Source organism: Kitasatospora sp. NPDC036934 (assembly GCF_055608425.1).
In genome coordinates this window covers 161,351-175,596 of sequence record NZ_JBVJQR010000005.1, presented here as the reverse complement: position 1 = coordinate 175,596, position 14,246 = coordinate 161,351, and the positions used below count along the sequence as shown (strand labels likewise).

The following is a 14,246-nucleotide window of genomic DNA, read 5'->3' as shown; positions in this document are numbered from 1 at the left end:
TGGACCCATGGCTGACCCGAGCACCTACCGCCCGGCGCCGGGGGCGATCCCGACCTCCCCGGGCGTCTACAAGTTCCGTGACGCCCACGGCCGGGTCATCTACGTCGGCAAGGCCAAGAGCCTGCGGCCGCGGCTGTCGTCCTACTTCCAGGACCTCGCCGGACTGCACCCGCGCACCGCGACCATGGTCACCACCGCCGCCTCGGTGGAGTGGACCGTGGTCGCCACCGAGGTCGAGGCGCTCCAGCTGGAGTACTCCTGGATCAAGGAGTTCGACCCCCGGTTCAACGTCAAGTACCGCGACGACAAGAGCTATCCGGAACTCGCCGTCACCCTCGACGAGGAGTACCCGAGGGTCCAGGTGATGCGCGGGGCGCACAAGAAGGGCGTGCGCTACTTCGGCCCGTACGGGCACGCCTGGGCGATCCGCGAGACGGTCGACCTGCTGCTGCGCGTCTTCCCCGTCCGCACCTGTTCCAACGGCGTGTTCAAGCGCGCCCGGCAGGTCGGCCGCCCCTGCCTGCTCGGCTACATCGGCAAGTGCGCCGCCCCCTGCGTCGGCAAGGTCTCGGCGGACGAACACCGGGCGCTGGCCGAGGACTTCTGCGACTTCATGGCCGGGCGCACCGGCAACTACCTGCGCCGGCTGGAAGAGCAGATGCAGGAGGCCGCCGTCGAGATGGAGTACGAGAAGGCGGCCCGGCTGCGGGACGACATCGGCGCCCTCAAGCGCGCGATGGAGAAGAACGCCATCGTGCTCGCCGACGCCACCGACGCCGACCTGCTGGCCGTCGCCGAGGACGAACTCGAGGCCGCCGTCCAGATCTTCCACGTCCGCGGCGGCCGGGTGCGCGGCCAGCGCGGCTGGGTCACCGACAAGGTCGAGGACGTCGACACCGCCGGCCTGGTCGAGCACGCGCTCCAGCAGCTCTACGGCAACGCCGCCGCGGACGAGCGCAACGAGTCCGTCCCGCGCGAGGTGCTCGTCCCGGCGCTGCCCGAACCGGCGGCCCCGGTCCGGGAATGGCTCAGCGGACTGCGCGGCAGCCAGGTCGACCTGCGCGTCCCGCAGCGCGGCGACAAGAAGGACCTGATGGCCACCGTGCAGCGCAACGCCCAGCAGGCGCTGGCGCTGCACAAGACCAAGCGCGCCTCCGACCTCACCACCCGCAGCCGCGCCCTCCAGGAGATCGCCGACGCGCTGGAGCTGGACTCCGTCCCGCTGCGCATCGAGTGCTACGACATCTCCCACCTCCAGGGCGAGGACGTGGTCGCCTCCATGGTCGTCTTCGAGGACGGCCTGGCCCGCAAGAGCGAGTACCGGCGCTTCCAGATCAAGGGCTTCGCCGGCCAGGACGACGTCCGCTCGATGCACGAGGTGATCAGCCGGCGCTTCCGCCGCTACCTCCAGGAGCGCGAGCAGACCGGCGAGTGGGCCGTCCCCGAGGAGGACGAGCCCGAGTCCGGCCCCGTCACCGGCACCCGCGACGAGGAGGGCCGCCCCAAGCGCTTCGCCTACCCGCCGCAGCTGCTGGTGGTCGACGGCGGCCAGCCGCAGGTCGCCGCCGCCCAGCGCGCCCTGGAGGAACTGGGCATCGACGACGTCGCGCTGTGCGGCCTGGCCAAGCGCCTGGAGGAGGTCTGGCTGCCCGGCGAGGACGACCCGGTCGTGCTGCCCCGCTCCAGCGAGGGCCTCTACCTGCTCCAGCGGGTGCGCGACGAGGCCCACCGCTTCGCGATCGGCTACCAGCGCGCCAAGCGTTCCAAGCGACTCACCGCCGGGGAACTGGACTCCGTCCCGGGCCTCGGCGAGACTCGCCGCCGGGCGCTGCTCAAGCACTTCGGCTCGCTGAAGAAGCTCCGGGCCGCCACCGTCGACGAGATCTGCGCGGTACCCGGCATCGGGCGCCGCACCGCGGAGACTGTTGCGGCGGCGTTGGCGTCCCGTACACCCGCCGCACCCGCGGTCAACACCGCGACCGGCGAGATCATCGAGGACGGGGTCGACCAGGCCGCCGAGCCGGTGGCCGCAGCACCCCAGACCGCACCATCCCAGGAGACGCCATGACGGCCGACGCCGCCCGTCCGTCGGCGCGCCCCGACCCCGCCCGCCTGTCCGGGCCGGGGAAGGGCGGCCGTGCCGTGCGCGTTCTCCCCAGCAGAAAGACCGAGAGCGGGGAACCGAAGTGACCGTGTCAGACGTGGCCGAGAACGCGCCGGAGCTGGTGATCATCTCCGGCATGTCCGGAGCCGGCCGTTCCACTGCCGCGAAGTGCCTGGAGGACCTGGGCTGGTTCGTGGTGGACAACCTGCCGCCGGCCCTGATCCCGACCATGGTCGACCTGGGCGCCCGCTCCCAGGGCAACGTCGCCCGGATCGGGGTGGTCGTGGACGTCCGCGGCCGGCAGTTCTTCGACGACCTGCTCACCTCGCTCGACGAGCTGGAGAAGCGCGGTGTCCGCCTCCAGGTGGTCTTCCTGGACTCCTCCGACGACGCCCTGGTGCGCCGCTTCGAGAGCGTGCGCCGCCCGCACCCGCTGCAGGCCGACGGCCGGATCGTGGACGGCATCGCCCAGGAGCGCGACCTGCTGCGCGACCTGCGCGGCGAGGCCGACCTGGTGATCGACACCTCCAACCTCAACGTGCACCAGCTGCGCGCCAAGCTGGACGCCCAGTTCGCCGACCACGACGAGCCCGAGCTGCGGGCCACCGTGATGTCCTTCGGCTTCAAGTACGGCCTGCCGGTCGACGCCGACCTCGTGGTGGACTGCCGCTTCCTGCCCAACCCGCACTGGGTGCCCGAGCTGCGGGCCCGCACCGGCACCGACGCGGACGTCGCCGACTACGTGTTCCAGCAGCCCGGGGCCAACGAGTTCCTGGACGGCTACGCCCAGCTGCTGCGCATCATCACCGAGGGCTACCGGCGGGAGGGGAAGCGCTACATGACGCTTGCCGTAGGCTGCACCGGTGGCAAGCACCGTAGCGTCGCCATGTCCGAGCGTCTGACCAAGCGTCTCATCGCCGACGGAGTCGAGACGGTGCTCGTCCACCGTGACATGGGACGGGAGTAACCGCCGCCTTCCCTGCCGGGCCGCCGGCGGAGCCGGTGGCGGGGCTCAGGAACGCGAGGTGATTGTGGCGGGATACGTGCCCGGGCGGCAGCCGCAGAGCAGGACCGGCGAACGGGTGGGCAGCCCGTCGCCGAACCGTCCGCGGAGCAGTCCCGCCCGGGCCAATCCGGCCCCCAGGATCACCGCGCTCGGCGGCGGCCAGGGCCTGTCCGCCTCGCTGTCGGCGCTGCGCCGGCTCACCAGCGACCTCACCGCGGTGGTCACCGTCGCCGACGACGGCGGCTCCAGCGGGCGGCTGCGCGAGGAACTGGGCGTGCTGCCGCCCGGGGACCTGCGCAAGGCGCTGGCCGCGCTGTGCGGGGACGACGACTGGGGCCGCACCTGGTCCGAGGTGATCCAGCAGCGCTTCACCGGCAACGGCGAGCTGGGCGGCCACGCGGTCGGCAACCTGCTGATCGTCGCCCTCTGGGAGAAGCTCGGCGACCCGGTGGCGGCGCTGGACTGGGTCGGCCGGCTGCTGAACGTCCAGGGGCGGGTGCTGCCGATGTCGGCGGTGCCGCTGGACATCGAGGCCACCGTGCGCGGCCACGACCCGGACCGCCCGGCCGAGGTCTCGGCCGTCCGCGGCCAGGCCAGCGTCGCGGTCACCCCCGGCACCGTGCAGTCGATCCGGCTGCTGCCGGACGGCCCGCCCGCCGTCCCGGAGGCGGTCACCGCGGTCCAGGAGGCGGACTGGGTGGTGCTCGGCCCCGGATCCTGGTTCACCAGCGTGCTGCCGCACCTGCTGGTGCCCGACCTGGCCAAGGCGCTGGTCGAGACCCGCGCCCGCCGCCTGCTCACCCTGAACCTGGCCCCCCAGCCGGGCGAGACCGAGGGCTTCACCCCGCAGCGCCACCTGGAGGTCATCGCCGACCACGCCCCCGACCTCGCGGTCGATGCGATCCTGGTGGACGAGCGCGCCGTCACGGGCGGCGCCTTCGGCCAGGCGGACCTGGCCGGTTTGGAGAAGGCCGCCGAGCGGATGGGCGCGGCTCTGGTGCTCGGCACGGTGGCCCGCGCCGACGGCACCCCGCGACACGACCCGGAGCTGTTGGCAGCCGCGTACGACCGGATTTTCCGGACACATGGAAGGATCGGGCCATGGCGATGACTCCAGCGGTGAAGGACGAGATCAGCCGGCTCCCGGTCACCCGGGCCTGCTGTCGCAAGGCGGAGGTGTCGGCGATCCTGCGGTTCGCGGGCGGGCTGCACATCGTGAGCGGCCGCATCGTGATCGAGGCGGAGCTGGACACCGGGGCGGCGGCACGGCGGCTGCGCAAGGACCTGCTGGAGATCTTCGGGCACTCCTCCGACCTCGTGGTGATGGCTCCCGGCGGGCTGCGGCGCGGCAGCCGCTTCGTCGTCCGGGTGGTCAAGGACGGCGAGCTGCTGGCCCGCCAGACCGGCCTGGTCGACGGCCGCGGCCGGCCGATCCGGGGTCTGCCCCCGGCGGTCGTCTCCGGCGCCACCTGCGACGCCGAGGCGGCCTGGCGCGGCGCCTTCCTCGCCCACGGCTCGCTCACCGAGCCGGGCCGCTCCTCCTCGCTGGAGATCACCTGCCCCGGCTCCGAGGCGGCGCTGGCGCTGGTCGGCGCGGCCCGCCGGCTCGGCATCCCGGCCAAGGCCCGCGAGGTGCGCGGGGTGGACCGGGTGGTCATCCGCGACGGCGACGCCATCGGCGCGCTGCTGACCCGGCTCGGCGCCCACGAGTCGGTGCTCGCCTGGGAGGAGCGCCGGATGCGCCGCGAGGTCCGGGCCACCGCCAACCGGCTCGCCAACTTCGACGACGCCAACCTGCGCCGCTCGGCCCGCGCCGCGGTGGCGGCCGGTGCCCGGGTGCAGCGCGCGCTGGAGATCCTCGGCGAGGAGGTGCCGGAGCACTTGGCCGCGGCCGGCCAGCTGCGGATGCAGCACAAGCAGGCCTCGCTGGAGGAGCTGGGCGCCCTCGCCGACCCGCCGCTGACCAAGGACGCGGTGGCCGGCCGGATCCGCCGCCTGCTGGCGATGGCCGACAAGCGCGCCGCCGAGCTCGGCCTGCCGAGCACCGAGGCCAACCTGACCGACGAGATGGCGCTGAACTGAGGTGACCGACTGCGGCCGGTGTCCGGATTCCGGGCACCGGCCGCAGTCGTGTCCGGGACCGGCCGGAGATCCAAAATTGGTCAAGACCACTTGACGAGGACCAACGGGCCGGGCGGGCAAGGGCGGAGGGCCCCGAAAGACGCCACGCCACGTCTTGCCAGGTGGCGCGATGTGCCCTCCCAGGGTCCGGAGAGGTAGGGTCGTAGGCGGTCGGGGACTTCCCAAATCTCATCCCCGTCGGCTCAGCGCCGGCGTACCTAACGAGGAGATCGGTTCGTGACGATCCGGGTAGGCATCAACGGCTTCGGCCGCATCGGCCGCAACTTCTTCCGCGCCGTCAAGGCCCAGGGCGCGGACATCGAGATCGTCGGTGTCAACGACCTCACCGACACGAAGACCCTGGCTCACCTGCTCAAGTACGACACCACCCTGGGGACCCTCCAGGCCGAGGTCTCGCACACCGAGGACAGCATCACCGTCGACGGCCACACCTTCAAGGTGACCGCCGAGCGTGACCCGGCCAACCTGCCGTGGGCCGCCCTGGGCGCCGACATCGTCGTCGAGTCCACCGGCATCTTCACCAAGGCCGAGGCCGCGAAGAAGCACCTCGCCGCCGGCGCGAAGAAGGTCATCATCTCGGCGCCCGCCACCGACGAGGACGTCACCATCGTCCTGGGTGTCAACGACGAGAAGTACGACGCCGCCAACCACCACATCATCTCCAACGCCTCCTGCACCACGAACTGCGTGGCGCCGATGGCCAAGGTGCTGAACGAGAGCTTCGGCATCGTCAAGGGTCTGATGACCACCGTCCACGCGTTCACCAACGACCAGGTGACCCTGGACTTCCCGCACAAGGACCTGCGCCGTGCTCGTGCGGCCTCGCAGAACATCATCCCGACCTCGACCGGTGCCGCCAAGGCGACCGCCCTGGTCCTGCCGGAGCTGAAGGGCAAGCTGGACGGCACCTCGCTGCGCGTCCCGGTCCCGACCGGCTCGATCACCGACCTGGTCGTCACCCTCGAGCGCGAGGTCACCAAGGACGAGGTCAACGCGGCCTTCCAGAAGGCCGCGCAGGAGGGCCCGCTCAAGGGCATCCTGGCCTACACGGAGGACCCGATCGTCTCCTCGGACATCGTCAACGACCCGGCCTCGTGCATCTTCGACAGCCAGCTCACCATGGTCCAGGGCAACCAGGTCAAGGTGCTCGGCTGGTACGACAACGAGTGGGGCTACTCGAACCGCGTCGTCGACCTGGTCGCCCTCGTCGGTGGCCAGCTCTGACGCAGTGGGAGCTGACGTGATGTAGGGACGAGGGCCCGGACGGCGAGAACGCGCCGTCCGGGCCCTCGTTCTGCGTACAAGGACTTCTCAGGCGGCCCCTGCGCCGTGCCGCCTCTGCGCATCAACCATCTCCCCAGGAGACAGAAGAACCCGTGAAGACCATCGAAGACCTGGACGTCGCCGGCAAGCGCGTCTTCGTGCGCGCCGACCTGAACGTCCCGCTGTCGGACGGCCGGATCACCGACGACGGCCGGATCCGCGCCGTCGCGCCGACCATCGCCAAGCTCGTCGAGCGCGGTGCCAAGGTCGTCGTCGCCTCCCACCTCGGCCGCCCGAAGGGCGCGCCGGACCCGCAGTTCTCGCTCGCCCCGGTGGCCGCGCGCCTCGGAGAGATCCTCGGCAAGCCGGTCGCCTTCGCCACCGACACCGTGGGCGAGTCCGCCACGGCCACCGTCGCCGCGCTGGCCGACGGCGAGGTCGCGCTGCTGGAGAACCTGCGCTTCAACGCCGGTGAGACCAGCAAGGACGACGCCGAGCGCAAGGGCTTCGCCGAGCAGCTGGCCGCCCTGGCGGACCTGTACGTCGGTGACGGCTTCGGTGCCGTGCACCGCAAGCACGCCTCCGTCTACGACCTGCCCGGCCTGCTGCCGCACGCCGTCGGCGACCTGATCGCCACCGAGGTCGGCGTGCTGAAGAAGCTGACCGAGGAGGTCGAGCGCCCGTACGTGGTCGTGCTCGGCGGCTCCAAGGTGTCCGACAAGGTCGGCGTGATCGACAACCTGCTCGGCAAGGCCGACCGCATCCTGATCGGCGGCGGCATGGCGTACACCTTCCTGTACGCACTGGGCAACGAGGTCGGCATCTCGCTGCTGCAGAAGGACCAGGTCGACACCGTCCTGGAGTACCTGGAGCGGGCGAAGCAGAACGGCGTCGAGTTCGTGCTGCCGGTGGACGTCGCGGTCTCCGCGTCCTTCCCCGACACGAAGACCCACCGGCCGGTCGAGGACTTCGAGATCGTCGACGCGGACAAGATCCCCGCGGACAAGGAGGGCCTGGACATCGGCCCGAAGACCCGCGAGCTGTTCGCCTCGAAGCTGGCCGACGCCAAGACGGTGTTCTGGAACGGCCCGGTGGGGGTCTTCGAGCACCCGACCTTCGCCGAGGGCACCAAGGCCGTCGCCCAGGCCCTGGTCGACAGCGACGCGTTCACCGTGGTCGGTGGCGGCGACTCCGCCGCGGCCGTCCGCATCCTGGGCTTCGACGAGACGAAGTTCGGGCACATCTCGACCGGCGGTGGCGCGAGCCTCGAGTACCTGGAGGGCAAGACCCTCCCCGGTCTCGCCGCCCTGGAAGGCTGAAAGCATGACTGAGCGTCTCCCGCTGATGGCGGGCAACTGGAAGATGAACCTCAACCACCTCGAGGCCATCCAGCACACCCAGAAGCTGGCGTTCGCGCTGGCCGACAAGGACTACGAGGCCGTCGAGGTCGCCGTCCTGGTGCCGTTCACCGACCTGCGTTCGGTGCAGACCCTGGTCTTCGGCGACAAGCTGAAGATCAAGTACGGCTCGCAGGACATCTCGCAGCACGACGGCGGCGCCTACACCGGCGAGGTCTCCGGTCCGATGCTGGCCAAGCTGCAGTGCACCTACGCGGTGATCGGCCACTCGGAGCGCCGCCAGTACCACGGCGAGAACGAGGAGATCGTCAACGCCAAGGTCAAGGCCGCCTACCGGGCCGGCGTCACCCCGATCCTGTGCATCGGCGAGCCGCTGGAGATCCGCAAGGCCGGCACCCACGTCGGGTACACCCTGGCCCAGCTGGACGGCGCCCTGGAGGGCGTCCCGGCGGACCAGGCCGAGTCGATCGTGGTCGCGTACGAGCCGGTCTGGGCGATCGGCACCGGCGAGGTGGCCACCCCGGAGGACGCGCAGGAGGTCTGCGGCGCGATCCGGGCGCGGCTCGCCGAGCTGTACTCCGCCGAGCTGGCGGACAAGGTCCGTGTGCTGTACGGCGGTTCGGTCAAGTCGTCGAGCGCGGCCGGTCTGATGGCCAAGCCCGACATCGACGGCGGCCTGGTCGGCGGCGCCTCGCTGGACGCCGAGGAGTTCGTCAAGATCGTGCGCTACCGTGAGCAGGCAGTAGGCTAACGCCGCCGCAGCAACGTAGGCTTTGGGGCCGGACCGCCGTGCGCGGCCCGGCCCCTTCGCGAAGATACGAGAGAGTTGGTCCCGTCGTGGTTCTCGGGTTCTCGATTGCCCTGATCATCTTCAGTGCGCTGATGATCCTCTTGGTGCTGCTGCACAAGGGGAAGGGCGGCGGTCTTTCCGACATGTTCGGCGGTGGCGCGATGTCCACCGGCGGCGGTTCGGCGGTGGCCGAGCGCAACCTGGACCGCATCACCATCGTGGTCGGCATCGGCTGGTTCGCCTGCATCATGGTGCTGGGCCTGGTCCTGAAGTACAAGAGCTGACACAACCCTGACGCCCCGTCGCCCGAGCGCCTATCCTGGGACGGTCGGGGGCGGAGGCGATGGTGGCGGAACCTTAAGTCCTGCTTACACTAGGACGACTTTCGCCACCGACGCGCACCGCGGCGGGTCGGCGCAACAGCACGCAGGGAGTCAGACCGTGGCAAGTGGCAACGCCATCCGTGGCAGCAGGGTCGGGGCAGGCCCGATGGGGGAGGCGGAGCGCGGCGAGTCCGCTCCGCGCAACAGGATCTCCTTCTGGTGTGCCAACAAGCACGAGACCCGGCCCAGCTTCGCCGCCGAGGCCGTCATCCCGGACACCTGGGACTGCCCGCGCTGCGGATTCCCGGCCGGGCAGGACGAGGACAACCCGCCCGCGCCGTCGCGCAACGAGCCGTACAAGACCCACCTCGCCTACGTCCGGGAGCGGCGCACCGACGCCGACGGGGAGGCGATCCTCGCCGAGGCGCTGGCCAAGCTGCGCGGCGAGATCTGACCGGAGGCGCGTAGAGCGTCGGACCAGCGGAAAGGGCGCCACCGTCGATGACGGCGGCGCCCTTCGGCGTTCTCGCGGACGCCCTAGGCCGAGGCCGGCGGGTACAGCTGGGGCGGGATCCGCTCGGCGGCGGCGCGGTCCAGCAGCCACAGGGTGCGGCTGCGGCCGTACGCGCCGGAGGCGGGGGCCTGCAGTTCGCCGGGGCCGGACAGGGCCAGCGCGACCGCGCCCGCCTTGTCCTCGCCGGCGGCCAGCAGCCAGACCTCACGGGCCGCCCGGATCGCCGGGAGGGTGAGCGAGATCCGGGTCGGCGGGGGCTTGGGGGCCCCGCGCACGCCGATCACGGTCAGCTCGGTCTCCCGCACGCCCGGGTGCTCCGGGAAGAGCGAGGCGACGTGGGTGTCCGGGCCGACGCCGAGCAGCAGCACGTCGAAGGCCGGGACGCCGAACCGGTCGCCCGGTCCGGCGGCCTTCGCCAGCTCCTGTGCGTAGCGGGCGGCCGCCGCCTCCACGTCCGAGCCGTCCGCGCCGTCCGAGGCGGGCATCTCGTGCACCCGCGCCGGGTCGAGCGGGACGGCGTCCAGCAGTTCGGCGCGCGCCTGGACGGCGTTGCGGTCCGGATCCGCGGCGGACACGAAGCGCTCGTCGCCCCACCAGAGGTCCAGCCGGCCCCAGTCGACCGCGTCGCGCGCCGGGGAGGCGGCGATCGCGGCCAGCAGGGCGTTGCCGTTGCGGCCGCCGGTGAGCACCACCGAGGCGGTGCCGCGGGCGGCCTGGGCGTCCACGATCCGGGTGATCAGCCGGGCCGCGGCCGCCTGGGCCATCAGCTCCTTGTCCCGGTGGACGACCAGCTGCGGGGTCGCGGCGGTCATGCGCTGCCCTTGGCGGCGCGCTTGCCCGCGGCCTTCTTCGCGGTGGACTTCTCCACGTCGGCGGTCACCCGGGCCGGGTTGGCCACCGCGGCGTCGGCGGCCGCGGCCGCCGCGTCCGCGACGGGTTCGGCCGCGGCCGCCGACGCGCTGGCCGGCTCGGCGGGCTCGCGCAGCCGCTCGACGGGCGTGCGCACGGCCGCCGAGTAGATGTCGTCCGGGTCCAGTCGGCGCAGCTCCTCGGCGATCAGCTCCGAGGTCTCGCGCCGCTTGAGCGCCACCTGGCGGTCCGGCGAGCCGGGCATGGAGAGCGTGCCCATCAGGCCGTCCGGGCGGTCCAGGGTGATGTCCCCGTCCTTGGTGCGCAGGTGCACCGCGGTGATGCCGGGGCCGCCGGTGACGACCCGCTCGACCGGCACGCTCAGCCGGTTGAGCAGCCACAGGCCGAGCAGCTCGACGCTGGGGTTGTAGGACTCGCCCTCGACCATCACCGAGGTGATGGCGGACGGCCGCTGGTCCAGCGCGGCGGCCAGCATCGAGCGCCAGCCGGTGATCCGGGTCCAGGCCAGGTCGGTGTCGCCCGGGGCGTAGCTCTGGGCCCGCTGGGCGAGCTGGCCGACCGGGGACTCGGCGGTGACGGCGTCGGTGATCCGGCGCTGGGCGAGCGCGCCCAGCGGGTCCTGCGCCGGGTGCAGCGGGGCGTTGTCCGGCCACCAGACCACGGTCGGGGCGTCCGGCAGCAGCAGCGGCAGGACCACCGACTGGGCGTGCGAGGCGAGTTCGCCGTGCATGCGCAGGATGACCGTTTCTCCGGAGCCGGCGTCCGTGCCGACCAGGATCTCGGCGTCCAGCCGCGTCTCGGCGCGGGCCCGGGGCGAGCGGCCGGCGCGCTTGATCACCGCGAGGGTGCGCATCGGGTGCTCGCGGGAGGCCTCGTTGGCGGCCTTGAGGGCGTCGTACGCGCTGCCCTCGTCGGTCACGATCACCAGGGTGAGCACCATGCCGGCGGCGGTGGAGCCGCTGATCCGGCGCGCCTCCATCAGCGCGGCGTTGATCTTGCTGGACGTCGTGTTGGTGAGGTCGATCTTCATGGCCGCCGCCAGCTCCTGCCGTCTCGTGCGAGCATCTCGTCCGCCTCGGCCGGGCCCCAGGTGCCCGCCGAGTACTGGGCGGGCTTGCCGTGGGCGTCCCAGTACTTCTCGATCGGGTCGAGGATCTGCCAGGAGAGCTCGACCTCCTGGTGACGCGGGAACAGGTTGGCGTCGCCGAGCAGCACGTCGAGGATGAGCCGCTCGTACGCCTCCGGGCTGGACTCGGTGAAGGACTCGCCGTAGGCGAAGTCCATCGTGACGTCCCGGACCTCGAAGGAGGTGCCCGGCACCTTGGAGCCGAACCGCACCGTCACGCCCTCGTCCGGCTGGACCCGGATGACCAGGGCGTTCTGCCCCAGCTCCTCGGTCGCGTAGGAGTCGAAGGGCAGGTAAGGGGCACGCTGGAAGACCACCGCGATCTCGGTGACCCGGCGGCCCAGCCGCTTGCCGGTGCGCAGGTAGAACGGGACGCCCGCCCAGCGGCGGTTGTTGATCTCCAGCTTGATGGCCGCGTAGGTGTCGGTCTTGGAGTCCGGGTTGATGCCGTCCTCGTCCAGATAGCCGACCACCTCCTCGCCGCCCTGCCAGCCGGCCGCGTACTGGCCGCGCACGGTGTGCCGGCCGAGGTCGGCCGGGAGCTTGACGGCGCTGAGCACCTTGAGCTTCTCGGCCACCAGCGCCTTCGGGTGGAAGGACGCCGGCTCCTCGATGGCGGTGAGCGCCATCAGCTGCAGCAGGTGGTTCTGGATGACGTCACGGGCGGAGCCGATGCCGTCGTAGTAGCCGGCCCGGCCGCCGATGCCGATGTCCTCGGCCATGGTGATCTGCACGTGGTCGACGTACGACCGGTTCCAGATCGGCTCGAACATCTGGTTGGCGAAGCGCAGCGCCAGGATGTTCTGGACCGTCTCCTTGCCCAGGTAGTGGTCGATCCGGAAGACCTCGTCGCGCGGGAAGACCTCGTGGACGACCTTGTTGAGCTCCTGAGCGCTCTCCAGGTCGTGGCCGAAGGGCTTCTCGATGACGGCGCGGCGCCAGGAGCCCTGCGGCGGGTCGGCCAGGCCGTGCTTCTTGAGCTGCTGGACGACGGTCGGGAAGAACTTCGGCGGGACGGACAGGTAGAAGGCGAAGTTGCCGCCGGTGCCCTGGGCCTTGTCCAGCTCCTCGATGGTCTCGCGGAGCTTGTCGAAGGCCTCGTCGTCGTCGAAGGTGCCCTGGACGAAGCGCATGCCCTTGGCGAGCTGCTGCCAGACCTCCTCCCGGAACGGGGTCCGGGCGTGCTCCTTGACCGCGTCGTGGACCTCCTTGGCGAAGTCCTCGTCCTCCCATTCGCGGCGGGCGAAGCCCACCAGGGAGAAGCCCGGCGGCAGCAGACCCCGGTTGGCCAGGTCGTAGATGGCCGGCATCAGCTTCTTGCGGGACAGGTCGCCGGTGACCCCGAAGATGACCAGGCCGGACGGCCCCGCGATGCGCGGGAGCCGCCGGTCGGAGGGGTCACGAAGCGGGTTGACGGGGGCGGGCGGGAGGTCGTCCGCGTCCGACTCCGATGTCAACTCGGGGAAATCAGTGCTCACTTGGTGTGCTCCGCTTTCGTGCGCTGGCTGTGTGAGCGGGGGTCACTTCTCGCTGGCGAAGGAGGCCAGAGAGGCGGTGACGGTGTCGAGCAGTTCCTGCCAGGACTGCTCGAACTTCTCCACGCCCTCGTCCTCCAGCACCTGCACGACGTCGTCGTAGTCCACGCCGGCGGCCGCGATGGCGTCCAGGACGGCCTTGGCGTCGGCGTAGTTGGGGACGATGGTGTTGCCGGTGATCACGCCGTGGTCGCCGGTGGCGTCCAGGGTGGCCTCGGGCATGGTGTTCACGGTGCCGGGGGCGACCAGCTCGGTGACGTACAGGGTGTCCGGCAGGGCCGGGTCCTTGACACCGGTCGAGGCCCAGAGCGGGCGCTGCGGCTTGGCGCCGGCGGCCTCCAGGGCCTTCCAGCGGGCGCTGCCGGCGGTCTTGCCGTCCACCGAGCCGAAGACCTCCTCGTACGCCTGGTAGGCGAGGCGGGCGTTGGCCAGGGCGGCCTTGGAGCGCAGGTTCCTGGCGTCGCCGCCGATCTTGTCCAGGCGCTTGTCGATCTCGGTGTCCACGCGGGACACGAAGAAGGAGGCGACCGACTCGATCTGGGAGAGGTCCAGGCCCTTGGCCTTGGCGGTCTCCAGGCCGGTCAGGTAGGCATCGATGACGGCCTTGTAGCGGTCCAGGGAGAAGATCAGCGTGACGTTCACGCTGATGCCCAGGCCGATGACCTCGCTGATGGCGGGCAGGCCGGCCTTGGTGGCGGGGATCTTGATGAAGACGTTCGGGCGGTCGACCAGCCACCACAGCTGCTTGGCCTCGGCCACGGTCGGGGCGGTCTCGTGCGCCAGCCGCGGGTCGACCTCGATGGAGACCCGGCCGTCGCGGCCGTTGGAGGCGTCGTAGACCGGGCGCAGCACGTCGGCGGCGTCGCGCACGTCCGAGGTGGTGATCATGCGGATCGCCTCGTCGGTGGTGACCTTGCGGACGGCGAGGTCGCGCAGCTGGCCGTCGTAGGAGCTGTCGCCGCTGCCGGCGATGGCCTTCTGGAAGATGGTCGGGTTGGTGGTGACACCCACCACGTGCTTGTTCTGCACCAGCTCGGCCAGGTTGCCGGAGTTCAGCCGCTTGCGGCTGAGGTCGTCCAGCCAGATCGCAACGCCTTCGTCGCTGAGGCGCTTCAGTGCGTCAGTCATGGTGCTTCAGTCCTTTTTCTTCTGCTTCGTGGGGTAGTCAGAGGGGCCGGGCCTTCGACGTGCGGGTCTCGGGCCCGGCCGTTACTC

At 71.4% G+C, this 14,246-nt stretch carries 13 protein-coding genes; 9 read left to right on the top strand and 4 right to left on the bottom strand.

From position 1 onward, the window contains the following. Positions 1–7: 7 nt before the first annotated feature. From uvrC to ACZ7BZ_RS09925, 9 genes are all read left to right on the top strand, one after another. On the top strand, positions 8–2,068 hold the full coding sequence (gene uvrC, locus ACZ7BZ_RS09965) for an excinuclease ABC subunit UvrC (RefSeq protein ID WP_470357921.1): 2,061 nt from the start codon (positions 8–10) through the stop codon (positions 2,066–2,068). Positions 2,069–2,186: 118 nt separating this feature from the next. Beyond that, entirely contained in the window at positions 2,187–3,071 is an 885-nt protein-coding gene (rapZ, locus tag ACZ7BZ_RS09960; protein WP_317621418.1) for an RNase adapter RapZ, read from the top strand. 64 nt (positions 3,072–3,135) lie between these two features. Then, entirely contained in the window at positions 3,136–4,221 is a 1,086-nt protein-coding gene (locus ACZ7BZ_RS09955; RefSeq protein ID WP_470358030.1) for a gluconeogenesis factor YvcK family protein, read from the top strand. Further along, the gene (gene whiA, locus ACZ7BZ_RS09950; protein ID WP_188308910.1) at positions 4,212–5,192 is read left to right on the top strand and encodes a DNA-binding protein WhiA; all 981 of its coding nucleotides are present in this window, start codon (positions 4,212–4,214) and stop codon (positions 5,190–5,192) included. Before ACZ7BZ_RS09955 ends, whiA begins: the two co-directional genes overlap by 10 nt. A 276-nt stretch (positions 5,193–5,468) precedes the next feature. Next, the gene (gene gap / locus ACZ7BZ_RS09945) at positions 5,469–6,476 is read left to right on the top strand and encodes a type I glyceraldehyde-3-phosphate dehydrogenase (RefSeq protein WP_359912922.1); all 1,008 of its coding nucleotides are present in this window, start codon (positions 5,469–5,471) and stop codon (positions 6,474–6,476) included. A gap of 152 nt (positions 6,477–6,628) precedes the next feature. Further along, complete coding sequence (locus ACZ7BZ_RS09940) at positions 6,629–7,834, top strand: phosphoglycerate kinase (protein WP_470357920.1); 1,206 nt, start codon at positions 6,629–6,631, stop codon at positions 7,832–7,834. Between the two features lie 4 nt (positions 7,835–7,838). After that, positions 7,839–8,624 carry a triose-phosphate isomerase gene (gene tpiA / locus ACZ7BZ_RS09935; protein ID WP_380462821.1) on the top strand — a complete coding sequence of 262 codons (786 nt, stop codon included), beginning with the start codon at positions 7,839–7,841 and terminating at the stop codon, positions 8,622–8,624. A gap of 86 nt (positions 8,625–8,710) precedes the next feature. Then, entirely contained in the window at positions 8,711–8,947 is a 237-nt protein-coding gene (secG, locus tag ACZ7BZ_RS09930) for a preprotein translocase subunit SecG (protein ID WP_380462823.1), read from the top strand. Between the two features lie 157 nt (positions 8,948–9,104). Next, positions 9,105–9,440, top strand: coding sequence for an RNA polymerase-binding protein RbpA (locus ACZ7BZ_RS09925; protein ID WP_184938344.1), 336 nt, complete (start codon positions 9,105–9,107; stop codon positions 9,438–9,440). A gap of 83 nt (positions 9,441–9,523) precedes the next feature. Here ACZ7BZ_RS09925 and pgl read toward each other — a convergent pair whose 3' ends face one another. From pgl to tal, 4 genes are all read right to left on the bottom strand, one after another. Continuing rightward, the gene (pgl, locus tag ACZ7BZ_RS09920) at positions 9,524–10,312 is read right to left on the bottom strand and encodes a 6-phosphogluconolactonase (protein ID WP_470357919.1); all 789 of its coding nucleotides are present in this window, start codon (positions 10,310–10,312) and stop codon (positions 9,524–9,526) included. Next, positions 10,309–11,400, bottom strand: a complete 1,092-nt coding sequence (gene opcA, locus ACZ7BZ_RS09915; RefSeq protein WP_470357918.1) for a glucose-6-phosphate dehydrogenase assembly protein OpcA — start codon at positions 11,398–11,400, stop codon at positions 10,309–10,311. The genes pgl and opcA overlap by 4 nt, the downstream gene beginning before the upstream one ends. Next, positions 11,397–12,953: a glucose-6-phosphate dehydrogenase gene (zwf, locus tag ACZ7BZ_RS09910; RefSeq protein ID WP_380462304.1), complete on the bottom strand. Its 1,557-nt coding sequence runs from the start codon at positions 12,951–12,953 to the stop codon at positions 11,397–11,399. Before zwf ends, opcA begins: the two co-directional genes overlap by 4 nt. A gap of 63 nt (positions 12,954–13,016) precedes the next feature. Then, positions 13,017–14,159, bottom strand: a complete 1,143-nt coding sequence (gene tal / locus ACZ7BZ_RS09905; RefSeq protein ID WP_470357917.1) for a transaldolase — start codon at positions 14,157–14,159, stop codon at positions 13,017–13,019. Positions 14,160–14,246: the final 87 nt, after the last annotated feature.